Source organism: Parabacteroides caecihominis (assembly GCF_023656785.1).
Classification (GTDB): Bacteria; Bacteroidota; Bacteroidia; order Bacteroidales; family Tannerellaceae; genus Parabacteroides; species Parabacteroides segnis.
The window spans coordinates 15,162-42,063 of sequence record NZ_JAMOKS010000007.1; the positions used below are offsets into that span (position 1 = coordinate 15,162).

Sequence of the window (26,902 nt, forward strand, 5' to 3'; positions counted from 1 at the left end):
AAATCTTCCGGTTTTGCCGGATTCCTCTGTGGGTTTCAACCCCTTTTCCAGATATTTATAAGAATATGAAAGGGGATAAATCCCACAGAGGAAGAGGCTTTGCCTCCTATATTTAAAACCGTTGGTTGAAACCAACGGCAAAAGAGAGCCTGCGGCACGAGGCGAGCCTCGTTTAAAATAAACCGTAGATATTTCAATTCTTTCTAAGAATGAAATTATTCTACTACAATTACCTCCTCTTTATCAGAACAATCTGCCGCAAAAGCGCAGTTTCATAACCGGATAAACAGTCAGTTTATCTATGATTTTTGTGAAACTGTCGTCTCCGTCGGTTGAAGTGCTGCCCAGGATTCCGGCATCAGTATACACTTTGGGAGTTCCGTGGAACTGAACACCTAATTCAAACTGTACGCCGATACGCTTTTTAGGAACTGCACGTCCGAAACCTACTCCCAGATAAGGACGAAATCCGGCTGCTTTAAGACCGCCGGCGATATTACCATCCTTGTCTACCGGAATCGTCTGATCACCGATAACAATACCAGCCTTTCCACCTTCGTTCACATATTCCTTCAACTCATCACTGTGGCCAGTGATCTTCACTAACTTGGAACCGCCGAAATAAGCACCGGCCGTCACAAAGAAAGAAGAACTCAGGAACGGATAGTAGTTCACCAATAATTCTCCGGAAGCACGGCTCATACTACCTTTAAGGTCAAGCGTACTCGGATAGCTTCCCAGATCAGGATCATTCAGTTCCACATCCACATCTGTGCTGATTTTAATACCCGGCATAAACGAAACGCCTCCACGGATGGCAAAATGGGGAGTGACCGGAGTCGCTACATCAACGCCAATACCTGTTGTTCCGGCACTTACACCAACTGAGAGAGAATTGAAAATCCCCAGCTCTTTCTGAGCGGAGACATAAGAAGAAATTACACTCATAGCTATGAGTGCACACATGAAAATTACCCTTTTCATATCCAATAGAGTTATTATTAATACTAGTCGCTGCAAAAGTAATAAAATAAATATAATTTACATAAAAAAAGAAGTGATACCGACATTTATTCGATACCACTTCTTTTTTATAAGGTCAAAGCGAATGTTATTCTTCTTCGCTATCGTCTTCCTTCATAATAATAAAAATGTTTACAATCTAGTATTCTTCATCGTATATTTGCAGCAAACAAACAGACAATCAAAATGAAACAAGCAGCTTTATTATTAAGGTGTAGCACTGATTCACAGGACTACGATAGACAGCAAAGAGATTTACTACCTACAGCTAAAAATCTGGGATATGAGGTTACAAAAGATCTTATATTTGGAGAATATGTTACAGGTAAAGATGATGTAAGAAAAAAAGATAGAGAATCTATAGTCAATTTAAAACAAGCGTGTAAAGAAGGTAAAGTAGATGCTATCTTCATTAATGAAGTTTCAAGACTATCCAGAGATAGCATAGCTGGCAGACTTTTTGTTAGAGAATTTAATGAACAATACAAAGTCCCCATATTCTTTAGAGACTTACAACAATGGACTATTGCCCCAGAGACTAAAATTAAAAATACTTATTTAGAACAAATGTTAGGCTTTCATTTTGATGTAGCAGCTACAGAATTAAAGTCTATGAAAACTAGATTTGCTTCTGGCAAACGCAAAAATGCCAGAACAGGCAAAAGTATTGGTGGTGTCCCTTCCATTGGTTATACAAAAGACAATGAAGGTACTATTATTATAGATGAAGAAGCCGCTAAACTTATCAAAATCATATTTGACAAGTACTTAGAGAAAGAAGGTACAATAACAACGGTATGTAGATACCTTCGAGGAATTAGCAATATTAGGGCTTGGGGTACTGGAACTATTGGTAACATATTAAGAAATAGAGCCTATACTGGTAAAATGGAAGTTTCTATTACTAATCCAGATGAGCAAGATGAAAACAAAAGAGTTGAAAAGTATATAACAACAATTCCTATTATTATAGAAGAAGACACATTTAATAAGGTACAAAAAAAATTAGATAAAAATAGAAGTACCCAAGAATATACTAGATCTAAAGTTCATCTGCTACAGAAACTTATTAAATGCAGTGATTGTGGCAAACTATTTTCAGCAAAGACAGTAAGTTCTGGAAAAAGCACTGCATATTGTTGCGTTTCAAAACAAAATGGCATCAACTGCAATCTATCTATAGCTTTAGACGCAAATAAAGTTGAATCTATTATTTGGAATTTAGTTAAAAGTAAATTAATGGAATTAAATAGATTAGGGGAAGATGAGAAGATAAAGCGTATTACAGCAGAAAAAATACAAATTCAAAGCTATATAGAAGAAATTAATGGATTAGAATTAGGCATCAATAAATTAATAAAAAGAAGGAACAACTTAATTTCCTATATAGAAAATGCTGAAACTGAAGAAGAAATAGCAGAAATTAAAGACAGGAGAAAGAAGCTAGACAAAGAAGTCAACGACAACAAAGAGAGAATCAACCATTTAAAGAAGAATATAGAGATATGTGAAAGTAATATCAATAATCATTTAAATAATTCTTATACTTCTTCTATCTTAGAATCTATAGAATCAGATAGAAATAAATTAAAAAAGCAAATAAAGGAGTTTGTAAGAGAAATATTACCCTACCCTATTGCAAATAGTCATTCAGTACTAAAAGTTAATACAACATTTGGGATTTACTATATTCTTTATAGCAGTAGGGATAAAGACAAGCAAGCGTATTATATACAAGATATGTATGCAAAATTCTTTCCAACTGACAAGAAATTTCTTATTATTGGAGATAAAACAGAGATTCCTATGTGTGATAAGATAAGTTCTCTAGCTAGAGTTGCTAGAACAACAACAGATGAAAAAGAGAAAGAAGAAATGTATAGACAAATAGAAGAACTAGAACCACAAAAAATAAAATATCCACAGAAGGAAACAGCAAGCTTAAAAGATATATATCAGCTTAACACAGAATACTTTAACAATATACTAAAAAAACTAGATCAAATAGGAATATATACTTATGATGAAATGAAAGAAATGTGTAAAAGTATGGGATTTATACTACCATTCAACTAATTATAGCGAAAACCCACCAGTTTATGCTAGTGGGCTTTGTTGTATTAGAAACTTTACTTACATTTGTATCAACTTCTAAAACTCAAAGCGTTGAACCTCTTAGAAGGGACATATTTAATTTAAGAGCGTTAAAGATATTATCTTATTGTGGAATCTGGACAATTCTATATACTGGGATAATAGACAAAGACGCTCACGCTAGTATTATATACCTACCTGAAGGTGGACTATATAGCTATTTAGCGTGGGCTATTGTTTATTACCAGTATAGGGCAGTCCAGAGCCTCACAATAGTAATATTCAATAGTTCCCACGCTTCATATTTTATAATCCTTACCAGAGGGAGCAGGAAGGGTAAAATTTAGATGTTATGAAGAAGATATTATTTGTACTCTTTACGTTATTCACACTTACTAGTTGTGGAGGTGATGATTCCCCTATTGATGAACCAATTGATCCAGAGCAACCAGATGGAAAAATAGAAGTACAGTTAAGTGATGTTACTCTTTCTCTAAAGATAGGAGAAGAAAAACAATTAACTTATACAACCAAACCTGAATATTCAGGTGATGTTATATGGAGTAGTACTAATGATCAGATCGTTTCAGTATCTGATAAAGGGCTTATAAAGGGAGAGTCTGCTGGTGATGCAACTATTTCTCTTAAATTGAAACAATACCCTAACATTATTGAAATCTGTAAAGTTGACGTATCTGATTCACCTTTAGAAGCTCAGGATAAGAAAATTAAGACAATGAATATTCAATGGCCTAATGAATCTTGTTTTTTTAATCTTGAGTTCTTTTATGATAAAGACGATAGACTAGAAAAAGTTGCATATATAAACTCTGAATATAAAGGAGAACGATCTATTAGCTATCAAGAGGATAAGATTATATTCTATGATTATGAACAAGATGATCAACATACAGATCGTGATACCTTTTGCATTAAACTGAACAATAATGGATTCATTGATAATATGAATGGTAACTATGGTAATACCGTAACCTTTGAATATACTGATAATTTTTTAAGCAAATCACAATATATCAGTGATAATGGTTCTTCCTATATGCCTATAGAATTCATTTATTCAGAGGGTAATTTAATCCAGATAGTTGATGGTAATTCTGGACCTTTTGAAAAACCTAAATTTCATTATACTAAATATGATAATAAAGCCCATATATTCCCATTTTTAATTGATTATGACGGTATGATGACTGATGATTACAACTTTCTATTTCATTATATGGGATTATATGGAAAATGTTCTACAAAGCTAGAAGAATCTGTAATAAATAATTATTCTCAGTTTTCCTTTTCTTATACATTTGATAAAGATGGCTATCCTACTAAAATCCAACGTAAAGAAACTAAAGATAATGATGATGATTATGTAGCTTCTATTAGCTACTATGAATAAGACTATCTATGATATAATTGTCATAGTTATTAGACTAGAAACCATATAAATAGAAAGTCCTGTCTATTTAGACGACACTGTCCATAAAACAGCTTGAACTGTGTTAGCAAAGTTACACAATCCTTGCTAACATAGTTTAATTTGTGACTCTTTATTCTTTTATCATCTGTAAAAAAATGACACCCAATTCATTTATAGAAATATAAGGCTGATCTAATATGGGATCTTCACATTTAACATTAAAACTCTCAAATGTTTTTGCCACTTTCAATTCTGGAGGATTTAAATTATTACTTACATAAATAAGTCCACGTTTTTCCAAATCCATCAGAAAAAACCACATATTATCTATAGTTAGATCTATAATGTTATTATCCTTTTCAAATAGATAATAATAATCTGAAAACGAATCTATCTGAAATAATTTATCTTTATTTAAATATATATAATTCATAAATAGTATTTGTACAGGGTGTAATTCTTCTATATATCTGACAAATATTGACTTCAAATAATAAGAGACATCTATTAATATTGAATTTTTTAATATACAAGCATATAAATTCATTTGCTCATCTAAATGAGTTCTTAATGCCCTTTGAGTAGTTTCTAACAAAAGAGAAATAAATTCTTCATCATTTTTTAGGCGATTTATAAGATTATTATCTTTTGCTATTAATTCATCTAACCTATTAGCTACTTCTTTAAACCATTTTTCTTTTCGTCTTTCAAAAGAAGAAGGTAAATATTCTGATAATATTTCAGATAATATATTTCCATAAGGCACAACATCTATCACTTGCTTAACCATCCAATACCAATAATCTCTTTCTTCTTTTTGAGGAAATTCTAACTTTGTATTTTTCATATTACTCAATTAAAATATTAACAAATATACAAAAAAGCCTAACAGAATCAACTGCTAGGCTTTTTTTTTAGTTTACTCTTGTTCATTTATTATTAACTCTCTCAAATCTAATAGCATACTTAGTAGGAATATCTAGAAACTGCTTATATTCATAGCCATTATTTGCAGCTGTAGTCTTTGGCACTCATTTTTTTATTAATGGACAGGTAGTAGTACTAATATGCTTCAAATCATAGATGTACATAACATCTTTACCAAAGAAATTCACATATCAGGCTTTAGAGCAATTACCATCTATCTTAGCTTTTGTCAGGTTCATATACTTATCTAACTCTATCCAATGGCTAAAAAACTTAGCATAAGCTGGGGTTCTGGTTTTAATCTCTACTACTGCCTTTTTATTATCCTGTACTACATATCCATCTACAAAATCATATTTACCTGTAGTTGGCTGTCAGGTAGTAGCTGCTTTCAATTGCTTTACAAATCCTTCAAATCAGGATCTGCCTATTAGTTCGTCTTGTTCAAATTTATCCATTGTGTTGTAAATTAAAATTATAAAGAAGTATCTATTTGGCTATGTATATCTAGTGTAGCACCATTTAAAGGAAGAATGCCAGATCTATTCTGGTTTATCCTCTATTTCTTCTTTAGATGGTTGAGCGTTAATATCACTTTGAAGATCAGCTATTAAAACTGCTACATCTTTATAGGGCTGAACTGCCAAATAGTTAAAAATTGCCTGTACTGTTTGTACTGATAGATTAATTGATTCCATTTCTTTTATTACTTTTAAATTTATTGTATTCATCTTTGATTAGTAAATATCCAGCATATATTAAAACTAGATTCGATAGTGCATTTGATATAAGTATATAAGCTATCATATTGGTTTTGTATAAAGTTTGTTGTTAAGTGGTCTTATAATTTTCTATCTATGAATATTTCTAATCTATATTTTAAGGTTATAACCATTTAAAGATGAAATAGCCAAATTAATTCGGTTATATAGTATTGATTCTGTTTAAGGCATTTTTAGCCATTCCATTTTATTTTGGATGGATTATACCCTTTTCTTCTTTAAATGGTTCTACGCTTAAAAATGCACTATCAAAACTTATTTTACAGATAAATATCCTCTATTGGCTCTGAATCTTCTTTACTTTTATATGGAACTCCAGATATAACATAGTTCATAAAATACTCCATATTGCGTATTTTCTTAAAGTTATCTTTCTTTGCTGCCAGATATTGCATATATGATCTAGGTAATTGTACATCTGATTCTTTCATAATAAGTATTACATTCTCTACTTTCTGTATCAATAGTTCTACTTCTACAGATTGACCTTTTAGCATATCTATCAGAAAACTTTCTATATGTAAATCGAAACCAGCACCATTTAAAGAGAGAAAGCCTTTGTTTATTAGTTCATTATTATATTTACTTACAGTTACTTTAGCCATTTTAAATTCTTTAGCTATTGCTGTGGCAGAGTAACTGATATGATAACTATGTGCATCTGCCAAAGCGAAGAGTTTCAGTAAATAACCTTTTAGTTTAATTGATAAGTCCAGATTTATAAAGCCTCTGCTGATTCTTCTGTATTTAGTTGGAATTGCTTCTTTAAAAGCATAGATGATTCTATTTACTTCCTTATTCTCTTTTAGAGATTTTGCCCTAATATGTTCTATTTCCACTTCTCCAGATTCGGCTAATCTATCAGTTAAAGCCGTATTTATTTTACCTGAATCATAATTTCTTCTACTTTCTCCAACGAAACTAGCTAGTTGATCTAAAGTAGTATCTGTTTTTAAAGTCTTTTTATCAGTGGTTAAAGACAATACGAAGAATCTGTATAAATCTGGACAGCTTAATGTATATGCAGCTGATATGTTCATAGTGGTGTAACCTTTAAATGGTAGTTTTATTGATTGATTCATTGAAAGCAAGTGAATTAGTTTTAGTAAATATAAAATCTCTTCTTTCTAAGCATCTATTATATTCTGCTGTTCCAAAATAGATTTTGGCTTCTTTTCGATTCTGAAATATTTGTCCAGTTGGTTTATAGACTATCATATATTTGATTTTTTAAACTTGATAAAAAATAATTGATCTAGGAACGTCTGAAGCCCGATAGGGCTGATAGCGTACTAATAGGAATGGAGTACTGGAGTGTAGTAGAACGGTAAAAATTACCACCTTGTACACGGTAAATATTTTAGCACTATGGAATGTAGAATAACGGTAAATGTTTTCTATGAGGACGGTAAAATAATTATGTGACTAGTAAATTTTATCAATTTGTACACGGTAATTTTTCAGTAGACATAAAATAAAACCAGATTAACATCTGGCTCTATTTCGTTTAATTTACTTACACACAGGATAAATTTTTAACTCTAAGTATATTTGTAGCAAGTTACCTAACACACTATTTATCCTTTTTCTTATAATACAAAGATACTGCTTTTTTTCAAGGCTGTCAAATGATTTTTCAACAATCTTAATATTTAACCGTATGTATATCTGATGTTTAATTATTTGTGTATTAGTGGTAATCTTAGAGTGTTTTTAAGTTTTAAACCATCTAAAAGAAGAATGATCTGGTAACTCCAAATTAATTCAGCATATTCTTCTTTAAATGGTCTATATCCTTCCATTCCTGCAATATAGATTTTATATCTGTAGATTGTTTGTCTGGAGTTGATGATTCAATTATTTCTTTTATTCTTAGTTGACCATCTTCTAATCAAATTTTAATTTTTTTCATTATGTATTTTCTGGTGACATTCTTTACATAAGGACATTAGGTTATCTGGATTATAAGCTATGCATTTTCTCTTTAAATGGTCATTAGTAGACATAAAGCTGATAATATGGTGTACATCTACGGCAGGAACTACTTTATCTTCCCGCTGGCATAACTCGCATAGTGGATGCTGTTGTAGATATGCCGATCTAAGTTTACGCCATTGGCTAGTATCATATATCTTCCTTCTATCCTCTCTATTTATCTGTCTATTCTTCTGTTTGGCAGGCTTCTTTAGATATGGCATTTGTAAATAGTTTTTTCAGTTGTTTGTGATCCATCTTAGTTTGGTAGCGTAACATCTTAATTCGGTATTCTATTTGATCTAATATACCATCTTCTATTCCTTCTGATATTACTTTGAGTAAGGTATTATGAAATATATCTTCATCTGTCTGGGATAATTCCAGATAGGTAGTATTACCCACATATTTAGCCCTTAGACGTTCATAGTTTTTAGCAATCACATCTGCTACTGCTGCACTGACTTCTTTTGTAGTATAGTTAAACCTGTGTTCTCCAATTGTTTCTGATGAAGGGTTAATGATAGCTTCTATATCTTTAGGCTCTATCCCAAACCGTTTAGATGTTTGATCTGCGCCATAGTCATAAATGTATTGTAGTAGTGTTTCTCTATCTGGTCTTAACTTTTTCATAGTATTGGTTTAGTAGTTCTTCATTATTATCAAAAAAATCTTTTAAAATCATTCTAATTATCTTAGATTTGTCTGTGGAAGTAGCTTGTTGGAGAATTGATAGGTTAAGGTCTAGTTCTTCATCCAATCTCACAGTAACGCGTGTAGATTTTGAGGTTGGTTTCATTATAGAATATTAATTTTCAAAACTTAAAGATACTAGTATTATGGGACAAGAACAAATGAACACAGCAAATTCTACAAATACTGTAGAAATGAATTTCTTAAAAAAATTTGTATATCTTTTAATTAGCAGCTATAGGAATAAGCCTTTTAAATTGTGGGTAAATGTAATCTTATTTGTGTTGTCAATAGGAACATTAATAGTAATAAGAACTAACAATGGCTTTATATCTTCTTTATTAGATAACGAAACCAACCAGCTTATCAATACATTTTTAGACTTCATTTCAATATCCTATATTATTGGATTAATGTCTTATTTATATTGGGAGGTATCTCCAATTAAAAAAGAATTAACATTGTCTAGTGGATTAATCTTTATAATACTTATTTCTATTACAGTTGCATTGTTTCTAATACCAGTTTATGATGGTTTACGAAATATTATTTTACCTGATATAAAACTAACATTAGGGGAGTTTGGTTCTTTTTTCGCTTCAATAACTGGATTGTTGGCATTTCTTGCAGTATTATATACATCTGGAAACGCAGATAAGAGAGCAAAGGAAACTATAGCATTAACTAAAGAAGAAGCGGAAAACAATAGGGTTAGAGCAGAGAAAGCAGAAGAAAATAATAGACTACAAATAGAAGAGGTAAGAAGAAGATATAGAGAAGATAGTGAACGAACTATATTCTTCCAGCTATTAGAGTTGCATACTAAGAAAGTAGAAAGTGTCATTTATTCAAACGCTAATAACATTAAAGAACTTGTTGGAGCTAGAGCCTTTGAACGGTTTGTTGATAAAGCCAATACATATTGGGTTTTAACTATTATATTTGAGCATATACTAACATTAGAAGAAGACGATTCTATTTATTATAAAGATGCTTATATGAAAGTAAAGGAGATCTTTGAACAATATAACTTAAAGGCTGTCCAAAGCCTGATAAGAGATAATAATAATCGGTTTAAAATAAAAGGATATGAGAATATTATAAGAGATCCTAAATATATGGATGATGATGGACGATTTGAAATATGGAGTTGGGCGAGAAGTATAGAGATTGAGCTACTAAAGAATGAGAACTATAGTTACATTACGAAATTGATAACAATGATAGCAGATGTTATATATAAAGAATACGGACACATATTAGGTCACTACTTTAGGAATATGTTCTATGTAATGGATACAATTAATGAATTCTCTGATAAGAAGAACTATAAAGAGTTATTTAGAGCACAGCTATCCAGATTTGAATTAACACTAGGTTTATTCAATGCAGTTAGTAGTAATTCCAGTATTAAGATGGTAAAACTATTAGAAGAGTTTGATGTATTTAAAGATGTGTACCCTGAAGATCTACAGTTATTGAAAACAGCCAAGGAAATAGGTATTAATCCTAATACTCTTATAAATAATATACTTAATGAATATAAGAAAGATATAAATAAGTTGTCTGACAACTAACAGGTTCCAATATAGAAACAACCAAAATCTTAACTATTTATGGGAAATTATAAAATACCTTCTGACATCTGTAAAGAAGCAAAAGACTATATGAAGGACGTACTGCAAAGATTGGAAGAATCAGGAGTATTGGAAAATGTAGATACTGCTGCACTAGATATGCTAGCCAGAAACTACAGTATGTTTATCGCTGCTTCTAAACAGCTTGAGCGTGAAGGTGCAACTATCACTAATGTACAGGGAAATATAGTCAAACATCCTGCTGTAACTATTGCCAAAGATGCACAAGTACAGGCTGTAAAAATTATGCAGGAATTTGGCTTAACAGCTAAAGCCAGAACCAAACTACCTAAACTGGATAAAGAGAAAGAAGAAGATTCACCACTGGAACAATTTGTAAAGACTGCTAAAGAAGTACGCTAATGAAACTATACTACGATTATTGTAGTAAGGTTTTAGATGGAAGTATTGTAGTTGGAGAATACATTAAACTAACCTGTGAGAGATTCCAGAACGATCTTCAAAGGGATGATCTGGTATTCATAGAAGATAAAGTAGACCGGGCTATTCAGTTTATTTCTACTCTTAGACACTATACAGGTAAACATTCTGGTAAATCATTCATACTAGAAAGCTGGCAGCAGTTCATAATAGCTAATATAGTAGGCTGGTACTGGAAGGAATCAGGTACAAGAAGATTTACCAGTAGTTATATAGAAGTAAGTAGAAAACAGGGTAAGACAGCCCTAGCTGCTGCACTATGTTTGTACTACTTAATTGCTGATGGCGAAGATGGTGCAGAAGTTTTATTGGCTGCTAACAGTAAAGAGCAAGCTAAAATTGCTTTTGATATGTGCAGTAAGTTTAGTAAAGGGCTAGATCCTAAAGGTAAATATCTCACTGCTTATAGGGCAGATATTCTATTTAGCCTTAATAATTCAAAACTAAAAGTACTGGCTGCTGACGATAGTAAGCTGGATGGTTTTAATGCTAGCTTTGGTTTATTGGATGAATACCACGCTGCTGCAAATAGTAAAGTGAGAGACGTTATTAAGTCCTCTATGGGAATGCGTGAAAATCCACATCTATGTACTATTACTACTGCTGGGTTTGATAAATCATTACCCTGTTATCAACTTAGAACTGTAGCTATTGAAGTGCTAAACCATTTAAAGGAAGATGATAGTATGTTTATTGCTATCTACTCTTTAGATGGTAGTGATAATTGGCAGGATGAAAAGAACTGGTGTAAATGTGCTCCCAATTTAGGTGTAACAGTTACTAAAAAATATATCAAGGAACAGGTACAGCAGGCAAAGAATAATCCCAGTGATGAAGTTGGAGTTAAAACTAAGACGCTTAATATCTGGTGTGATTCTGCTACTGTTTGGATTCCAGAAGACTATATAGTGAAATGTAGTGATATAGTTGATCTTTCTTCTTTAAATGGTAAAGAGTGTTATGTAGGTGTAGATTTAGGTGCTACCAGTGACTTAACAGCTGTATCATATTTAGTAGTAGATAATGATAAGTATTACTTCAAAACTCACTATTACCTGCCAGAATCAGCATTGGAAGAAAAGACTGATAAAGAATTATACAAGTTATGGAAGCGAGCAGGACTATTAACTGTTACGCCTGGGAATGTTACAGACTATGACTATATAACCAGTGATCTGCTTAAAGCCACAGAAGTTGTTAATATTGTATCAGTTAGTTATGATAAATTTAATGCTACTCAATGGGCTATCAATTGTACTGAACAGGGTTTGCCATTAGATGAATATCCACAAACACTAGGCAGTTTCAATAGACCTACTAAAGAACTGGAAAGACTTATACTATCAGGACAGGCAGTAATAGACAATAACGATATTACTAGAAACTGCTTTAGGAATGTAGTACTTAAATCTGATTACTGTGATAATGTAAAGCCTGTAAAACAGCAGGATAAAAAGAAAATAGATGGTGTGATTGCTATGATACAGGCATTAGGGGGATACTTACAAACGCCACACTACAGCAATTCAATATTTACGATATAAAACCTTAACTATGGGATTATTTGATTTTTTGAGAAAGAAACCTAAACAAGTAATAGAAGAAGAAAGGGCATATTCACCTTATGGACTTAATAGTCTGGTATATAATTCCAATTCCAGCTACAGTAATAACAAAGCTATGCTATTATCTACAGTTTATAGATGTGTAGATGTTATTGGAGATTCTGTAGCTCAATTGCCTTTAGAACCTTACTTTATTGATAAAAATGGTTACAAAAGGAAGTTTACAGAACATCCTTCTTACTATTTACTAAATAGAGAACCAAGTAAAAAGATGAGCCGATTTACTTTTATGAAAACATTAATTACTAGTGTTCTCTTAAAAGGTAATGGCTACGCATATATAGAAAGAAATAACAAAGGGGATGCAGTAGCATTGGAATTAATTCCTTCTGAATTAGTGACTGTATCTAATTTGAATGATAACATAATGTACAATGTTGTAGGATTCAAGCAACTGGTAGAACCTGTAAATATGATCCATATTCTGAACTTCAGCTATGATGGCATTACAGGGATCAGTACACTGCAACACGCTAAAAATACTTTAAGACTAGCTACAGATAGTGAAGCGCACGCTGAAGGATTCTTTAAAGGTGGTGCAAACTTAGCTGGAATCATTAAATTACAATCTTCATTAACACCAAAGCAGAAGCAAGATATTAGTGAGGTTTGGCAAAAGACATTTAGCCCGATTACAGGTACTCCAAACGGTGTAGCTGTACTGGAAGGTAATATGGACTTCCAGTCAATTACAGTTAATCCATCTGATGCACAACTATTAGAAACTAGACAGTTTAATGTAATAGACATTTGTCGCTTCTTTGGAGTTTCACCAGTTAAAGCATTCGACCTAAGTAAAAGTAGCTACAGTACAGTGGAAGCTACACAACTGGCATTCCTTACCGATACACTAGCACCTTTATTAGAAAAGATTGAACTGGAATTTGAAAGAAAACTGTATAAACCATCTGAAAGAAATAGTATAGATGTGCGCTTTGATACATCTGTATTGCTTAGGGCAGATAAGGCTAGTCTTGCAAATTACTATAATACCTTATTCCAGATTGGGGTTATTACTCCAAATGAAATTAGAAAGGCTTTAGATTTGGAAGCTATAGAAAATGGTGATCACACATTTGTACAGGTAAATATACAGACCTTAAACAATGCAGTGAAAGATAAGACAGATATTAATCCTTTAAATGGTGAAGATGGTACAGAAAATATATAAAGGCAGTGATATACTAATAGATTTAGTATTGAAAGATATAAATGGTACTCCATTTAGAATTAGTGCTACCAATGAGTTTAATATTAAGTTCTTTACTACTAATCCAGATATATTTATAGAAGGCAGTTATTCCATTAATAAATATACAGGAATTATAGCAGGTGAATATATTGATTATATAGCTTTAAATGCCATTGATCTTGATAAGTTAGAAGATGGGATATTAAACTATATCTACACTATCAGAACCATAAATACAGACTTTAAAGATGGATTTTATGATGAAGTAGTGAAAGGACAAACAAACTTTTATTTAAAATCAAAAATCTGTGGTAATGAAATATAGCTTAGAACTAAAAAGAGCTAATGTGATCTTAGGTTCTGGAGGTGAAGTTACAAATGCAATTTGAGGAACAATTACAGGTGATATAACCCAACAGAAAGATTTGCAGGCAGAATTAGATACTATTAAAGAATCAATTCCAGAGCCTTACAACGATATACAAGTAAAAGAAGATATTAACCATCTAAAAGAAGAAAAGGCTGATAAAGCTGATACATACACCAAAAAGGAAGTAGACGATAAGATCACTGGTTCTGGTAGTGTTGATCTTACTGATTATTATACCAAACAGGAAATAGAAAGCAAAGGATATTTGACTACAGAAACAGATCCTACAGTTCCTGATTGGGCTAAACAGCCAAATAAACCGGTATATACAGCAAGTGAAGTCGGCGCACTGCCTGATACAACTAAAATTCCAGATGTTACAGGGTTGGCTACTAAGACTGAATTAACAGAAGGTCTGGCTACAAAGGCTGATATTTTTTCTTTAAATGGTAAGGTAGACAAAATAGAGGGTAAAGGATTATCTACTAATGATTATACAAATGAAGCTGTAGCACAACTAGCACAATTATGGAAATTGGATAAAGCTATATGAATAGGCGAAACAGAACCACCTGATAAGAATTATCCTATTTGGATTGATATAAGCGAAAATTAATATAGACAATGAAAGAACTACGAAACTGTAACTATGAAATTAGAACCACTACACCAGAATCCAGAGAAGTTGAAGGCTATGCTTTAGTATTCAATAAAGAATCTAGGGATCTAGGTGGATTTACAGAGATTATAGAACCAGAAGCATTAGAAGATATATTAGATAAATCTGATATTCTTTGTCTGCTTAATCATAATGAAGAAAGAGGAGTACTAGCCAGATCAAAATATGGCAAAGGCTCACTTACTTTATCTGTAGATGGTACTGGTTTAAAATATAGATTTGAAGCACCCAATACTGCACTTGGGGATGAACTACTGGAAGGACTTAAAAGAGGTGATATTACTACTTCTTCTTTTGCCTTTACTATTGAAGGTGATAAATGGGAAAAGAGAACAGACGGTAAGTATCTAAGACGGATCACTAAGTTTAAAGAACTATTCGATGTTTCCCCTGTGTATAGACCTGCGTATCCAGATACATCTGTAGCTTGTAGAAAGATGCAGGAACTGGATACAGAAGAATTAAAGGACTATTACCAAAACCTTAGAGAAGGATTATAATGGACACATTGACTTTAATAGACCAAAAAGAACAACTAAGAAAAAAGGCAGAAACGTTAATCGCTGATGCTGAAAAGGAACTAAGAAAGCTGAATGAAGGAGAAGAAAGTGAACTTATTTCCATTAAGAAAGAGATTGCAGATTTAGATAGCCAGATCAGACAAATAGAAGAAGAAACAAAACGTAACTATAAACCACAAACTAAAACTATGGAAAAATTTTCATTGTTAAAGGCTATTAATGATGTAGCCAACAACAGACAACTAGACGAGAGAGCACAGGAAGTTGTATCTACAGGTGTTGCAGAAATGCGCAAAGCAGGACAGTCTTACAGCGGACAAATTGTACTACCTATCGAAGAAAGAGCAAACATTCAGGCTACAGTAGCTACTGCTGGACAGGAAAATGTAGCAGAAGATAAATTAGGAATCCTAGAGCCATTAAGAGCAGATTTAGTGCTGGTACAAGCTGGTGCTTCTTATATGACTGGCTTAATTGGTAATGTATCTATTCCTGCTTATTCTGGTTCTAATGTTACTTGGGCTGGTGAAGTAACAGAAGCTACAGAAGGTGCTGGTATATTTAGTGAAGTGAACCTAGAACCTAAAAGATTGACCGCTTATATTGACGTATCAAAACAGTTCTTAATACAGGATTCTAATTCTGCTGAAGAAATGTTGAAACGTGATATTGTTGCTGCTATTTCTAATAAACTGGAAGCAACTATTTTAGGTACTGGCGTAGGATCGGCTAATGAACCTAAAGGTTTACTAAATGGCGTAACTGCTGATACTGCTGCTATCACTTATAAGGATATTGTAGCTATGGAAGCTGAACTGGAAGAAGCCAATGTAAGAGGTGATATTAAATATATTGTATCCCCATCTGCTAAAGCAGATCTTAAAACTACAGATAAAGGGACTGATACAGGTAAGTATCTGATGGAAGGAAACGAAGTAAATGGTTATCCAGTTCTTTGTACTTCTGCTGTAGCTGGTAAAGGTGTAGTAATGGGTAATTTCTCTGATTATGTAATTGGTCAGTGGGGAGGTATCGACTTAACTGTAGATCCATATACACAGGCTGCTAAAGGTAAAGTAAGATTGGTTATCAATGCTTACTTTGATGCTAAACCACGTAGAGAGGAAGCATTCGTTACTAAAGTACTGAAAGCGTAACCTTAACAATGAATAAGCTATGTATGTAACTTTATGCGAAGCAAAGAAACATCTGTTAGTTGATAATTCATTTAAGGATGATGATGAGTATATACTAGCTTTAATAGATGTAGCAGAAGATGCTGTAGCTATAAACTTAAATGTTCAGCTAGCCAGCATTACAGTAGGTGGAGAATTACCACCTGCTGTAAAAGCTGCTATTCTTTTATTAGTTGGTAACTTATATGCTAACAGAGAACCTGTAGCCTATACTTCTATTAATAAAGTACCCTATACTTTCGATTACCTTATATCACTATATAAAAACTACAAGTAATGAGAGCAGGACTATTAACAGAACCTGTTACTTTTAAACGTGCGACTACTGCTAAAAATGATTATGGACAGGAAGTTACATATTGGGAAAACTATATTATAACCAGAGGTAACGTAAAGTACAATACAGGTAACAGGACTATCGAGAATCAGGAGATCATTAATACCTATACAGTCACATTTATTGTTAGAAGCTATCATAAGATAGATGAATCAATGAGAGTACTGTATAATAAGAAACTGTATAGAATCCTGTCAATTAATGAGGATAGATTAAAACAATCAACAACTATTATTGGAGAACTGGTAAATGAGTAATGCAGCGGTAGTCGATACAAAGCAGGTGCTAGAAATGTTTGCTGAACTGGATAGTAAAAAGCAAAAGAAAGCACATAGAACTGCACTTAGAAAAGCTACTGGCATACTGGTTAAAGAGGTTAGAAAGAATTTTAGGCAGGTAATTAAGAATCCTAATGCTAGAAACAGATGGAACGGTAAAACCTTTTCATCTGGTATTAAGTCCAGTATCAATAAGGAAGTTACAGAAGGTAAGGTTCACATACTGGGAGACTTTAGACTAAAATTCTTTGAGCTTGGGACTAAGACACGTTATAAGAAACAAACTAAAGGCAGACCGTCTACAGGAAGTATTAAGGCTACTAACTTCTTCAAAAAAGCCAGAGAAGCCAAAGAATCAGAAATAAGTAATAGTATGAATAATATAATAACCCAATCTATACTAAAAGTAAATGGACAGTTTAAAGGTAGGTAAAGTAATCTTTTCTCTTTTAAATGGTAATAGTGATCTTACAGCCTTTGTTAATAATAAGATATATCCTATTATAGTGGAAAAAGAAACTACTTTTCCATTTATTGTATATAAGAGAAATAATATTATTCCAGACTACACCAAAGACTTCCATTTTAAGGACAATGTAATAATTGATATTATATGTGTATCTACTAATTATGCAGAGAGTATAGAAATAGCTGGAATAATAAGAAATATATTGGAAGATAAAAGATATGATGATATACAAAGCATTAAACTGGAATCTGCTGATGAAGATTATACAGATGATGCTTATGTACAAACACTAAGTTTTAATTTAACTATAAACAAATAATATAACTATGGGAAAACCAATTGACGGTAGTGATTTGATGTTATTTATAGGCACTGGCAGTGGTCAGTCTATTACATACAAATCAATAGCCTTTGCAACCAGCCATAAACTTTCTATGAGTGCAGAAACAGTAGAAACTAGTTCTAAAGATTCTGGTGGTAAATGGGTATCTAAGGCTGTACGTAAACTAAGCTGGAATATGAGTACAGATAATCTGTTCTCTTTAGATGGAGAAGGTTCTACTTATGATGATCTGTTTGATCTAATGACAGGAAGAAAGGAAATAGATGTAGTATTCAGTCTGGAAAAAGATTACGCTAGTAAAGCGGATGAAGTACCAACAGGAGGATGGACACCTGTAACTACTGGACAATATAAAGGAAAGGTAGTTATTACCAGTCTGGAACTAAATGCACCAAATGGAGATAACGCAACATTTACAGCTTCTTTTGAAGGTGTGGGAGCACTAGCGAAAGTATCTGCTTAATTTTTAATTTCTAAAGCCTTTATATCTCTGCTATAGGGGTGTAAGGGCTTTACTTATATATAGACTATGGAAATAACAATTAAAGACAACACATATAAAGTGAAGTACAGCATTAGAGCAATGTTTGTATTTGAGAAGTTGACAGGTAAAATATTCAATCTGGAGAATTTGATGGACTGGTATATATTCTACTATTCTATGATACTGGCTAATAATCCAGAATGTACTTTACTGTTTGATGATTTTATAGATGAATGTGATTCTAAACCTGCTTTGGTAATTGATATTCAGAATTATCTTACTACTGAATTTCAGAAGCAAGGACAACTGGAACCATTTAAAGAAGAAGATACAGCAAAAAAAAAGTAATAGCCATATCAGACTTATATAGTATCATAGTAGTAGAATGTGGAATACAGCCAGATTACTTTCTGGATCGTATGCAATGGTATGAAGTAGAAGCCTGTTTTAATGGTCTGGAAAATAAAAATAAGGCAGGTTGGGAACAGGCTAGATTTATCGGTTATGTTACTGCACAGGTTAATAATACAAAGAAACTGAAACCAACCGATATACTTACTTTTACTTGGGATAAGCCAGAAGATGTTAGTAAAGAAACTATTATTACTAATGAAGATGTACAGCGATTAAAAGATAAAGCAAATCAAACCTTAACACTATTATAATAATGGCTGATTTAATTACAAGGCTAATACTTAATACACAGCAGTTCGATCAGAATATAGGTAAATCCAGTAAGCAAATACAGGGATTCCAGCAGAAGATACAAGGATTTTCCAGTGGTGCTATTGGTGCTTTTACTAAGTTTGCTGGCGGTATTGGATTAGCAATTAGTGCAGGTGAAGCACTCAATAAGATGATGCGCAGCAATCAGACTACCAGTGATATGTTCGATAACAATATGAATGCAGCCAGAGATTCAGTAGATGCTTTCTTTAGATCATTAACTACTGGTGACTGGAGCGTATTTAGTAATGGTATTATTGCTGCCTTTACAAACCTGAAAGAATTATCTGCTTTAATGGATGAACTGGCAGATAAAAAGCTATCCCTGTCATATATTAAAGCAGAGGATTTAAAAGAGATCGAGCAATACGAGACTGTAGCCAAAGACACTAATAAAAGTCTGGATGAAAGAAAAATAGCAGCTGAAAAGATGGCAATGGCTGTAAAGCACCTGTCTAAAGAAACTGCTGATTATATAAAGTCCAGTGAAGAAGGACTATCTAAAACATATAAAGCTAATTATGGAGTTGATGTGGATAGAGAAACATTGGATTACTTCTTTAAGCATACTAATAAATCAGATGGTAGTGTATTGTCTGAAATAGATAAGTATAAGAAAGAGAGAGCAGCGTTAGAACGTAAATATACTACAACTACTACAGTTCCTTCTTCTTTTGGTGCTACTACTATATCTACTCTTAGTAAGGAAGGAAAGGAAGCATTACAGCAGTATGATAAACAGAATGAGTTTATAAGGACACAATCTGTTTTACTGGAAGAAGTAGACGACAAAAGAGTAGCTACATTGAATGTGCTGAAAGAACAGTATGCAATGGAGCGTGAGATATATAGTCTACAAAAGAGAACGGATGAAACAGGCAGAACGGTTAATAATTCTGGAAAGACTACTAAGGCGAAAGAAATAATACCAGAAGGTTCATTAGCAGAACTGGATAAGAAACTGGCTGAATGGCGAAAGAAATTTAATGAAGCAACTACTTTAGAAGCCAGACTTGCTGCTGATAAGATGGTAAAGGAGATCAGTCAGCAGAAAGCACATCTAAATGTAGAAGTAAAATATGGCGAAGCCAGTGATTTAAAGGAACTAGTTAATAAACAGAAGATTCCGACACTATCAGTAAAAGGAAAGAATGTTAAGGAGGATATTAAAAGCGGTGCATTGGATATTAAGCCTATCGACAACAGTGTAATAGAATCAAATTATAGCTATGCTGATTCTTTAAATGCTATTGGTTCTATAATGGGATCAGTAACCAATCTGACAAATGAAGGTGCTGCTGCTTGGATTAGTTGGGGAGCTAATATACTCACTGCTATAGCTGCTGCTATACCTGCTATTGCTACATTAACCGTAACAAAGAAAGCAGAAGCTACAGCCAATAGTGAAGCAGCCGTTACTGGTGCTATGTCGTCTGTGGCTTCTATACCTTTTGTTGGTTGGATTATGGCTTTAGCTGCTGGTGCTTCTGTTATTGCGGCAATGGCTTCGATTCCTAAGTTTGCTGGTGGTGGTATATTTAGTGGCAATTCCTTTATAGGGGATAATATGATAGCCAGGGTAAATAGCGGTGAAATGATTCTGAACAACAGACAACAGAAGAACCTGTTTAACCTCTTAGATGGTAAAGGAGGAGCTGCTTCTTTAAATGGTGGAACAGTTGAATTTAAACTCAAAGGTAAAGAACTAGTAGGTGTTTTGAATGCACAAGCAAGTAAGACAAATAAATACAAATAATCAATGTATAACCTGATATATACAGTACCGTTTACTAATGTAGATGGTGAAGCCTTAACTGTACAAATACTGGAAGATGGTGGAACTGGATTACCTGTAGAACTTACAGGTGGTACGCCACCATTTATAGTAGATGTAAACGATGAAGATTTTTTATATACTCCAACCAGATTCAGTGGTGCTACATTAAAATTGGTAGGTAGTGATTACCTACAGAAGTTATTTAGTACCCAATACCAAAAGTTTAAAGTAAATTTGGTGAAAGCTGGTTCTGTTATCTGGACAGGCTTTATAACGCCAGAACTATATTCACAGGATTATGATAACAGCCTGTTTGAATTGGAAATAGAATGTATATCAGCCTTATCTACTTTAGAGTATATAGACTATAAACAGGAAGGATCTACTATCTCTTTACTTGGATTGATTAGGAAATGTATTACTGAAAGCAAAGGAGATTTTAGAGCCGTTTATATTCCCAATACCTATACTTCTTCTTTAGATGGGATTACTGTTAGTACAGCTAACTTCATTGATGAAGATGGTAAAGCTATGACTTTAAAAGAATGTCTGGAAGAAGTATGTAAGTTTCTTAATTGGACTGTAACGGAGTATGACGGTTGTGTCTATTTCATAGATGTAGACTATATAAAGGCAGGTAAAACAGCATACACTAATATACTCACTAATACATCTGTTATATTATCTTCTACTATTAACTTACAAGCAATACCATCTAAAGGTAATAGTAATAGCTTATCTCTTTTAGGTGGATATAATAAAGTTGTTATCATAGATAGTGATTATGAAGCAGATAAAGATCAGCTATATCCAGAACTGGAATTTGCTAATGATACAAAATTACATCATAAAGCAATGGATAGAGATGGTAAAAGGTATCAGAAAGAGTACTATGATACAACAGTGGTCCAATTATTCACTTATAAATATAATACTTCATCAAATAGTTATGAATCAACATCTGATAGTATGTTTAACAATGTTGGAAAACAATTAGCTGGTTCAATAGCTGTACAACAATCGAATTATGAAATTGATAATATGCCAAATAAATTGAATTGGGATAAAATGATTGAAATAAAGCAATATGAAGATGGTTATTCAACAGTAGGTAATAATACATTCTTATGTAGACAATCAGATTCAACTATATTGGCTAAATATCCAGTCATTAAAACTAAGACATCTTCTTCAACATTAGTGTTTGATCCTTCAATTAAGTTGGCTGTCAATTTCCAGATCTATCCTTTAGCTGATGATTTAAACGGTTACATAGGTGATTTTAATTATAAAATTGGTGGTACAGACAATTTTGATTTAGATGGAGTATATGTATTAGCAAGATTGCGCTGTGGAGATTATTGGTATAACGGAACAACTTGGACAATTAATTCTAATAACTCATTTAAGATATATACTGACATAACAAGAAAGAACGTAGTTGGTGAATGGTTTTACGCAAGGAATACAAACGACTTTACGCAAGGTGTTAATGATCTTACTGGTACGATCATTAATTTTGACAAGGTTATAATAGGTGACTTGGAGTTAGTTCTTTATAATCCCAAATTTGAAACAGCAGTCACTTATTTCTTTCTAAAGGATATAACAATTGATAGCCAGAAGGTTAGTTATTCAACTGTAACAAAGGATGATAATAAAGAAGATACTAAGTATGAGAATGTAGTAAATGAAAGTTATATCAATGCTTTGGATGATATAGAATTTAAAATAACATCTAAGAATGATAGCGAATTATCGTTTAGTAAAGCTATAATAGGTGGTTTAATACTGGATAAGCTGGCTAATACCATTTATAATAGTAGTGATAAACCAGAGGAACTATTAATAAAGAGAATCATTAACCAGTATCAACAGCCAAAGATCAAACTAGCCCAAATTGTAAAACCAATCATATTCCCTTATTCCATTATCACAGATAGCTATCTATCTGGTAAAAAGTTCCTGTTTACAGGCGGAACTGTTGATTACGAAGATAATAGTATAGAATGCAATATGATAGAACTAAATTAACTATGGATATAATTAGCAATAGAATACCAGCTACACCCAGAAGTAAGTACACCCAATATAATACTGGTGTATCCTACTCTTTAAATGGTAGTGGAACTAATATAGATACATCTAACTTTGTAAAGCTAAAAGGACAAATCAGCCAAATAATAGACGGTTCTGTAGGTGCAACAGGTGATATAGTAGCTTACCAGACAAATCCAGAGGCAGGAGATTTTAAGCTACCTATTGCCTCTACTGATGCTTTAGGTTGTATTAAAATAGGTGAGAATTTGACCATTACAGAAGATGGCACGGTAAATGCTAATGCTGGTGGTGTAAGTAGTTGGAATGATCTTACAGACAAACCATCTACATACGCCTCAACTTGGGGACAGATAACAGGCAAACCGACAGTATTCCCAACTAATTGGGATTTGGTAAATAATAAACCAGCCACATTTATACCTTCTGCACATAAACATTTAAAGGTTGATATAACAGATTTTGCACATACACATAAAATACAGGACATATCTGATTTCATAGGTGTAACTATTAATACAGATCAAACAATAACAGGACAAAAGACTTTTACTAAAACTATATTAGGACTGGCTGATGTAGTAGCTTATGCAACTGGGGATTATAAAGAATCATTTCCTATAGCATCTACAAGTGCCTTAGGTTGTATTAAAATTGGTAATAACCTTTCTATCAGGGAAGACGGCACAGTAGATGTTAATGCTGGTGGTATAACAGAAGTAGATTGGAGTATTATAAAGAATAAGCCTTCATTTGCTACGGTAGCTATATCTGGATCATACAATGACTTATCTAATAAACCAGCTATTCCAACTTCTTTAAAAAGTCCTTATAGCCTTACTATCTCTTTAAATGGAACTTCGCAAGGTGCATATGATGGTAGTGCTGCAAAATCATTTAATATTAATTATTCAAATATTGGGGCAGCAGCTGCAAGTCATACTCACGGGAATTATGCCTCAACAGTAACTACTACAGGTACAGGTAATGCAATTACAGCCATTAGCCAAAATGGTAATACTATTACAGCAACAAAAGGAAGTAGTTTCTCACTGTCAAGTCATACACATAATTATGCAGGTTCTTCAACTGTTGGAGGTGCAGCTAATTCAGCAGTAAAATTAACAACTGCACGAACTATTAATGGAACTTCATTTGATGGTACAGCAAATATAACTACGGCTAATTGGGGTACTGCTAGAACATTGACATTAGGGAATGATGTTTCTGGATCAGTCAGTATTAATGGTTCCGCTAATGTTACGCTTAATGGTTCTGTAAATCGTATTAGCGGTGTATATACAGGTAATGGAGGCAAACAGGCTCCATCTTATGTTACCAGTGGTAAAGTTAGATTCAATATGATGAATACTAATACTAATGGCAATACGAACTATAAAGACTTTATCCTTATGGATACTTATACAGGTTCAGATGTACCTTATGTGACTGCCATAGGCATATCAAAGACAGCTATACCTATGGCTTTTATTATGAGCGGACCAAAGGGTAATACAACTGAAGCGACCTGGGTTTCCAGGCAACTGGCTACAACTGTGGATAATGTAGCGTCTGCAACGAAATTACAGACTGCACGCAATATCTGGGGACAATCTTTCAACGGGACATCTAATATTAGTGGGAATATGACAGGTGTGGGATCAATTACTGCATCTGGATTAATAAGTACAACTAATTCAATTAGAGCAAATGGTGATGTGATTGCATATAATGGGAGTTCATCTGTTTCATTAGCCAATCATACACATTCTTACTTACCGCTTGGAGGTGGAACGCTGACAGGTGCTTTAACGATTAATTATAGTGATTATTCAAGTGTTAAAGTTGTACGTAAGTCAAACTCAGCATATAATACATATTTAGCAGCAACCAATGTGAATGATGTTGGTGGTATAATTCAATCAAGTCATAAATTTCTAATAATGGCAAGGAACTCATACGGTCAACACGTAGAGTTTGATAAGGGGAATATTCTTGCATACGGTAGTGTTACTGCCTATGCGTCATCTGATAAACGTTTAAAGAAGGATATAAAGCCATTAACCAATTCTTTAAATCTGATTAATCAATTAGAACCAGTTCAATATAGGTGGAATAGCAAAGCAATAGAACTTGATTCATTTAAGGATACAGAAAATCGTCAATACGGCTTAATTGCCCAAGATGTTGAAAAGTTGATACCAGATATTGTACACGATCAATATAAAGATGGAGGTACAACATACAAATCAATTGATTATGTAAAGATTATACCATTATTGATTGATTGTATACAAGATTTATCAAAACAAATAACTGAATTAAAACAACTGAATAAATAATGATACTTCCTGCAAAAAATATAGGCATAATAGATGTGCATAACTGTTTAGGTGATGCAAGTTATGATTTAGGAACTCTTTGTAAATCAACTAATATAAATCATTGGAGTAAATGGAAGCCTATAAATTATAATGGGACAACAATTGATGAAGTTATCCTTAAAGGTAGAAATTATGGGATTAATTTAACTCAATCAAATGAAATTACAGTCTTAATAAATAGAATAGATTCTAGTGGTACATATACATATAATAAGCCTACAGGCGGTTCTGCTTCACCTTTTCGCTTAGGTGATTTTAGAAATTACGATCATAATGCACCACTACCAGCACACCCTATGTCAAACAAAATGATAAACAATGGTGGTACGGCGGTTACCGGCTTAGCTGGTATAACATCAATTGGCACAACGACAGCCATAGGTTATAATGATATATATCCAGCAGGCTTAAAAAGAGGTATTTATATGAAGAACTCTAAAGGAGAAATAGCTTGGTGTACTGACAAAATTGAATGGAGTAAAATTAATAATATTAATAACTGGAAAGGAGATGTAACCGCTTATGATTTTTATACGAACGTGAGTAAAACAATAAATGGAATACATACAGGTAATGCTAGCGATTTATTTTATGCAGTCACTTCAACAAATGATAATCCAAATCCCTACACATTGACTTTGACAGGAGATAAGCCAGCTGGTTCAGAGAAATATTTCTTTAGCCTTAATTGTAAGAAGGTTCAAGGTACTACTAATAGAGTACATTATAATGTGACAATCAGTTCTATCGGTGACGTTTACAGAGGTGGAACGGCTAATAATATTGCGATACAAATTCATAAAACAGCGGAATCGACGTCTCAAATGGTTGCATCAGCTACAATTGCAAGTAGTTATACAATAGGAGCAGAAACATCTTATAGTTGGGAAGGCAATATTACCGTTAACGTAGCGTCAACAGCTGGTCTACGATGCTTCCTGTATGCAGATGGTCAGATACAAGCAAGAACTGGTATTCTACAAGAACAATAGGAATAGATAATATAGTAGTAAATTGAACAATGAATAAGTACTTAATAGTACAATTGATAGTAGCTTGTGTATTAGTAGTTTTAGGAATAGGATTACTTATAGCAGGCTTCTGTGTACCACCTGTAGGAATAATCCACGGTAGTGTATTAACTGCCTTTGGAGAAGTCTGTACATTTGCTGGGGCACTATTTGGAGTAGATTACCATTACAAATTTAAGATGAATAAGAAGTAGAACACAAGCCTGTTTGCCTTTATATGGTAGACGGGCTTTTTCTGTATTAACCATTTAAAAGGAAAATACTCCAATTATAGATATTTTAAGCCTTTTGATGTTAATAAATAGATACATTTTTTACACCATTATCATACTACTGTATATCCTTGAAAATCATATCTTCATTATATTAAACATCTATTAGATAAACACTCGTGCAAAGATATTTAATTGAATAAGTTTCATTTCATTT

28 protein-coding genes are annotated in these 26,902 nt (G+C 33.0%); 22 read left to right on the plus strand and 6 right to left on the minus strand.

Annotated features, from left to right (window positions below; translation table 11 throughout):
• Nucleotides 1-243 precede the first annotated feature (243 nt).
• Nucleotides 244-984 (minus strand): hypothetical protein, encoded by a 741-nt coding sequence (locus tag NBH14_RS07075; RefSeq protein WP_010799921.1) that lies wholly within the window; start codon nucleotides 982-984, stop codon nucleotides 244-246.
• A gap of 225 nt (nucleotides 985-1,209) precedes the next feature.
• Here NBH14_RS07075 and NBH14_RS07080 point away from each other — a divergent pair, with 225 nt between their 5' ends.
• Both NBH14_RS07080 and NBH14_RS07085 read left to right on the plus strand, forming a co-directional pair.
• Complete coding sequence (locus NBH14_RS07080) at nucleotides 1,210-3,099, plus strand: recombinase family protein (RefSeq protein ID WP_186960765.1); 1,890 nt, start codon at nucleotides 1,210-1,212, stop codon at nucleotides 3,097-3,099.
• Between the two features lie 370 nt (nucleotides 3,100-3,469).
• A complete protein-coding gene (locus NBH14_RS07085; protein WP_186960766.1) occupies nucleotides 3,470-4,528 on the plus strand; it encodes an Ig-like domain-containing protein in 1,059 nt (352 codons plus the stop codon).
• Nucleotides 4,529-4,679: 151 nt separating this feature from the next.
• Here the strand turns inward: NBH14_RS07085 and NBH14_RS07090 are convergent, their stop codons facing one another.
• The 5 genes from NBH14_RS07090 to NBH14_RS07110 form a co-directional block, all read right to left on the minus strand.
• A complete protein-coding gene (locus NBH14_RS07090) occupies nucleotides 4,680-5,396 on the minus strand; it encodes a hypothetical protein (RefSeq protein WP_186960767.1) in 717 nt (238 codons plus the stop codon).
• 622 nt (nucleotides 5,397-6,018) lie between these two features.
• Nucleotides 6,019-6,207 carry a hypothetical protein gene (locus NBH14_RS07095; protein WP_186960768.1) on the minus strand — a complete coding sequence of 63 codons (189 nt, stop codon included), beginning with the start codon at nucleotides 6,205-6,207 and terminating at the stop codon, nucleotides 6,019-6,021.
• A 311-nt stretch (nucleotides 6,208-6,518) separates the two neighbouring features.
• The gene (locus NBH14_RS07100; RefSeq protein WP_186960769.1) at nucleotides 6,519-7,340 is read right to left on the minus strand and encodes a hypothetical protein; all 822 of its coding nucleotides are present in this window, start codon (nucleotides 7,338-7,340) and stop codon (nucleotides 6,519-6,521) included.
• An 816-nt stretch (nucleotides 7,341-8,156) separates the two neighbouring features.
• Nucleotides 8,157-8,456, minus strand: a complete 300-nt coding sequence (locus NBH14_RS07105; protein WP_186960770.1) for an HNH endonuclease — start codon at nucleotides 8,454-8,456, stop codon at nucleotides 8,157-8,159.
• A complete protein-coding gene (locus NBH14_RS07110; protein WP_186960771.1) occupies nucleotides 8,419-8,865 on the minus strand; it encodes a hypothetical protein in 447 nt (148 codons plus the stop codon). The genes NBH14_RS07105 and NBH14_RS07110 overlap by 38 nt, the downstream gene beginning before the upstream one ends.
• A 206-nt stretch (nucleotides 8,866-9,071) precedes the next feature.
• On the opposite strand from NBH14_RS07110, the gene NBH14_RS07115 reads away from it, so the two are divergent.
• From NBH14_RS07115 to NBH14_RS07210, 20 genes are all read left to right on the plus strand, one after another.
• Nucleotides 9,072-10,502, plus strand: coding sequence for a putative phage abortive infection protein (locus NBH14_RS07115; protein ID WP_186960772.1), 1,431 nt, complete (start codon nucleotides 9,072-9,074; stop codon nucleotides 10,500-10,502).
• Nucleotides 10,503-10,541: 39 nt separating this feature from the next.
• Nucleotides 10,542-10,925: a phage terminase small subunit P27 family gene (locus NBH14_RS07120; RefSeq protein WP_186960773.1), complete on the plus strand. Its 384-nt coding sequence runs from the start codon at nucleotides 10,542-10,544 to the stop codon at nucleotides 10,923-10,925.
• On the plus strand, nucleotides 10,925-12,547 hold the full coding sequence (locus tag NBH14_RS07125) for a terminase large subunit (RefSeq protein WP_186960774.1): 1,623 nt from the start codon (nucleotides 10,925-10,927) through the stop codon (nucleotides 12,545-12,547). The genes NBH14_RS07120 and NBH14_RS07125 overlap by 1 nt, the downstream gene beginning before the upstream one ends.
• 10 nt (nucleotides 12,548-12,557) lie before the next feature.
• Entirely contained in the window at nucleotides 12,558-13,799 is a 1,242-nt protein-coding gene (locus NBH14_RS07130) for a phage portal protein (RefSeq protein ID WP_186960775.1), read from the plus strand.
• Complete coding sequence (locus NBH14_RS07135; RefSeq protein WP_186960776.1) at nucleotides 13,780-14,145, plus strand: hypothetical protein; 366 nt, start codon at nucleotides 13,780-13,782, stop codon at nucleotides 14,143-14,145. The genes NBH14_RS07130 and NBH14_RS07135 overlap by 20 nt, the downstream gene beginning before the upstream one ends.
• Nucleotides 14,146-14,245: 100 nt before the next feature.
• Entirely contained in the window at nucleotides 14,246-14,743 is a 498-nt protein-coding gene (locus tag NBH14_RS07140) for a hypothetical protein (protein WP_186960777.1), read from the plus strand.
• Nucleotides 14,744-14,814: 71 nt separating this feature from the next.
• Nucleotides 14,815-15,369, plus strand: a complete 555-nt coding sequence (locus tag NBH14_RS07145) for an HK97 family phage prohead protease (RefSeq protein ID WP_186960778.1) — start codon at nucleotides 14,815-14,817, stop codon at nucleotides 15,367-15,369.
• On the plus strand, nucleotides 15,369-16,547 hold the full coding sequence (locus tag NBH14_RS07150; RefSeq protein ID WP_186960779.1) for a phage major capsid protein: 1,179 nt from the start codon (nucleotides 15,369-15,371) through the stop codon (nucleotides 16,545-16,547). Before NBH14_RS07145 ends, NBH14_RS07150 begins: the two co-directional genes overlap by 1 nt.
• Nucleotides 16,548-16,566: 19 nt before the next feature.
• Nucleotides 16,567-16,863, plus strand: a complete 297-nt coding sequence (locus NBH14_RS07155) for a head-tail connector protein (protein WP_186960780.1) — start codon at nucleotides 16,567-16,569, stop codon at nucleotides 16,861-16,863.
• A complete protein-coding gene (locus tag NBH14_RS07160) occupies nucleotides 16,863-17,180 on the plus strand; it encodes a phage head closure protein (RefSeq protein ID WP_186960781.1) in 318 nt (105 codons plus the stop codon). Before NBH14_RS07155 ends, NBH14_RS07160 begins: the two co-directional genes overlap by 1 nt.
• The gene (locus NBH14_RS07165; protein WP_186960782.1) at nucleotides 17,173-17,634 is read left to right on the plus strand and encodes a hypothetical protein; all 462 of its coding nucleotides are present in this window, start codon (nucleotides 17,173-17,175) and stop codon (nucleotides 17,632-17,634) included. The genes NBH14_RS07160 and NBH14_RS07165 overlap by 8 nt, the downstream gene beginning before the upstream one ends.
• Complete coding sequence (gp17, locus tag NBH14_RS07170) at nucleotides 17,612-17,989, plus strand: tail completion protein gp17 (protein WP_186960783.1); 378 nt, start codon at nucleotides 17,612-17,614, stop codon at nucleotides 17,987-17,989. The genes NBH14_RS07165 and gp17 overlap by 23 nt, the downstream gene beginning before the upstream one ends.
• Nucleotides 17,990-17,996: 7 nt before the next feature.
• Nucleotides 17,997-18,476, plus strand: a complete 480-nt coding sequence (locus NBH14_RS07175) for a phage tail tube protein (RefSeq protein ID WP_186960784.1) — start codon at nucleotides 17,997-17,999, stop codon at nucleotides 18,474-18,476.
• Between the two features lie 66 nt (nucleotides 18,477-18,542).
• Entirely contained in the window at nucleotides 18,543-18,845 is a 303-nt protein-coding gene (locus NBH14_RS07180; RefSeq protein WP_186960785.1) for a hypothetical protein, read from the plus strand.
• A gap of 71 nt (nucleotides 18,846-18,916) precedes the next feature.
• Nucleotides 18,917-19,162 carry a hypothetical protein gene (locus NBH14_RS07185; protein ID WP_186960786.1) on the plus strand — a complete coding sequence of 82 codons (246 nt, stop codon included), beginning with the start codon at nucleotides 18,917-18,919 and terminating at the stop codon, nucleotides 19,160-19,162.
• A gap of 2 nt (nucleotides 19,163-19,164) precedes the next feature.
• Nucleotides 19,165-20,979, plus strand: coding sequence for a hypothetical protein (locus tag NBH14_RS07190; protein WP_186960787.1), 1,815 nt, complete (start codon nucleotides 19,165-19,167; stop codon nucleotides 20,977-20,979).
• Nucleotides 20,980-20,982: 3 nt separating this feature from the next.
• Entirely contained in the window at nucleotides 20,983-23,034 is a 2,052-nt protein-coding gene (locus NBH14_RS07195) for a hypothetical protein (RefSeq protein WP_186960788.1), read from the plus strand.
• 2 nt (nucleotides 23,035-23,036) lie between these two features.
• Nucleotides 23,037-25,400: a tail fiber domain-containing protein gene (locus tag NBH14_RS07200; protein WP_186960789.1), complete on the plus strand. Its 2,364-nt coding sequence runs from the start codon at nucleotides 23,037-23,039 to the stop codon at nucleotides 25,398-25,400.
• Nucleotides 25,400-26,434: a hypothetical protein gene (locus NBH14_RS07205; RefSeq protein WP_186960790.1), complete on the plus strand. Its 1,035-nt coding sequence runs from the start codon at nucleotides 25,400-25,402 to the stop codon at nucleotides 26,432-26,434. The genes NBH14_RS07200 and NBH14_RS07205 overlap by 1 nt, the downstream gene beginning before the upstream one ends.
• Nucleotides 26,435-26,463: 29 nt before the next feature.
• Nucleotides 26,464-26,667, plus strand: a complete 204-nt coding sequence (locus tag NBH14_RS07210; protein WP_250817274.1) for a hypothetical protein — start codon at nucleotides 26,464-26,466, stop codon at nucleotides 26,665-26,667.
• The last annotated feature ends 235 nt before the right edge of the window (nucleotides 26,668-26,902 follow it).

What these genes read in the sequence shown, in the direction of transcription:
- NBH14_RS07075 (WP_010799921.1), bottom strand. Translation starts at nt 984, where the DNA reads ATGAAAAGGGTAATTTTCATGTGTGCACTCATAGCTATGAGTGTAATT.
- NBH14_RS07080 (WP_186960765.1), top strand. Translation starts at nt 1,210, where the DNA reads ATGAAACAAGCAGCTTTATTATTAAGGTGTAGCACTGATTCACAGGAC.
- NBH14_RS07085 (WP_186960766.1), top strand. Translation starts at nt 3,470, where the DNA reads ATGAAGAAGATATTATTTGTACTCTTTACGTTATTCACACTTACTAGT.
- NBH14_RS07090 (WP_186960767.1), bottom strand. Translation starts at nt 5,396, where the DNA reads ATGAAAAATACAAAGTTAGAATTTCCTCAAAAAGAAGAAAGAGATTAT.
- NBH14_RS07095 (WP_186960768.1), bottom strand. Translation starts at nt 6,207, where the DNA reads ATGAATACAATAAATTTAAAAGTAATAAAAGAAATGGAATCAATTAAT.
- NBH14_RS07100 (WP_186960769.1), bottom strand. Translation starts at nt 7,340, where the DNA reads ATGAATCAATCAATAAAACTACCATTTAAAGGTTACACCACTATGAAC.
- NBH14_RS07105 (WP_186960770.1), bottom strand. Translation starts at nt 8,456, where the DNA reads ATGCCATATCTAAAGAAGCCTGCCAAACAGAAGAATAGACAGATAAAT.
- NBH14_RS07110 (WP_186960771.1), bottom strand. Translation starts at nt 8,865, where the DNA reads ATGAAAAAGTTAAGACCAGATAGAGAAACACTACTACAATACATTTAT.
- NBH14_RS07115 (WP_186960772.1), top strand. Translation starts at nt 9,072, where the DNA reads ATGGGACAAGAACAAATGAACACAGCAAATTCTACAAATACTGTAGAA.
- NBH14_RS07120 (WP_186960773.1), top strand. Translation starts at nt 10,542, where the DNA reads ATGGGAAATTATAAAATACCTTCTGACATCTGTAAAGAAGCAAAAGAC.
- NBH14_RS07125 (WP_186960774.1), top strand. Translation starts at nt 10,925, where the DNA reads ATGAAACTATACTACGATTATTGTAGTAAGGTTTTAGATGGAAGTATT.
- NBH14_RS07130 (WP_186960775.1), top strand. Translation starts at nt 12,558, where the DNA reads ATGGGATTATTTGATTTTTTGAGAAAGAAACCTAAACAAGTAATAGAA.
- NBH14_RS07135 (WP_186960776.1), top strand. Translation starts at nt 13,780, where the DNA reads ATGGTACAGAAAATATATAAAGGCAGTGATATACTAATAGATTTAGTA.
- NBH14_RS07145 (WP_186960778.1), top strand. Translation starts at nt 14,815, where the DNA reads ATGAAAGAACTACGAAACTGTAACTATGAAATTAGAACCACTACACCA.
- NBH14_RS07150 (WP_186960779.1), top strand. Translation starts at nt 15,369, where the DNA reads ATGGACACATTGACTTTAATAGACCAAAAAGAACAACTAAGAAAAAAG.
- NBH14_RS07155 (WP_186960780.1), top strand. Translation starts at nt 16,567, where the DNA reads ATGTATGTAACTTTATGCGAAGCAAAGAAACATCTGTTAGTTGATAAT.
- NBH14_RS07160 (WP_186960781.1), top strand. Translation starts at nt 16,863, where the DNA reads ATGAGAGCAGGACTATTAACAGAACCTGTTACTTTTAAACGTGCGACT.
- NBH14_RS07165 (WP_186960782.1), top strand. Translation starts at nt 17,173, where the DNA reads ATGAGTAATGCAGCGGTAGTCGATACAAAGCAGGTGCTAGAAATGTTT.
- gp17 (WP_186960783.1), top strand. Translation starts at nt 17,612, where the DNA reads ATGGACAGTTTAAAGGTAGGTAAAGTAATCTTTTCTCTTTTAAATGGT.
- NBH14_RS07175 (WP_186960784.1), top strand. Translation starts at nt 17,997, where the DNA reads ATGGGAAAACCAATTGACGGTAGTGATTTGATGTTATTTATAGGCACT.
- NBH14_RS07180 (WP_186960785.1), top strand. Translation starts at nt 18,543, where the DNA reads ATGGAAATAACAATTAAAGACAACACATATAAAGTGAAGTACAGCATT.
- NBH14_RS07185 (WP_186960786.1), top strand. Translation starts at nt 18,917, where the DNA reads ATGCAATGGTATGAAGTAGAAGCCTGTTTTAATGGTCTGGAAAATAAA.
- NBH14_RS07190 (WP_186960787.1), top strand. Translation starts at nt 19,165, where the DNA reads ATGGCTGATTTAATTACAAGGCTAATACTTAATACACAGCAGTTCGAT.
- NBH14_RS07195 (WP_186960788.1), top strand. Translation starts at nt 20,983, where the DNA reads ATGTATAACCTGATATATACAGTACCGTTTACTAATGTAGATGGTGAA.
- NBH14_RS07200 (WP_186960789.1), top strand. Translation starts at nt 23,037, where the DNA reads ATGGATATAATTAGCAATAGAATACCAGCTACACCCAGAAGTAAGTAC.
- NBH14_RS07205 (WP_186960790.1), top strand. Translation starts at nt 25,400, where the DNA reads ATGATACTTCCTGCAAAAAATATAGGCATAATAGATGTGCATAACTGT.
- NBH14_RS07210 (WP_250817274.1), top strand. Translation starts at nt 26,464, where the DNA reads ATGAATAAGTACTTAATAGTACAATTGATAGTAGCTTGTGTATTAGTA.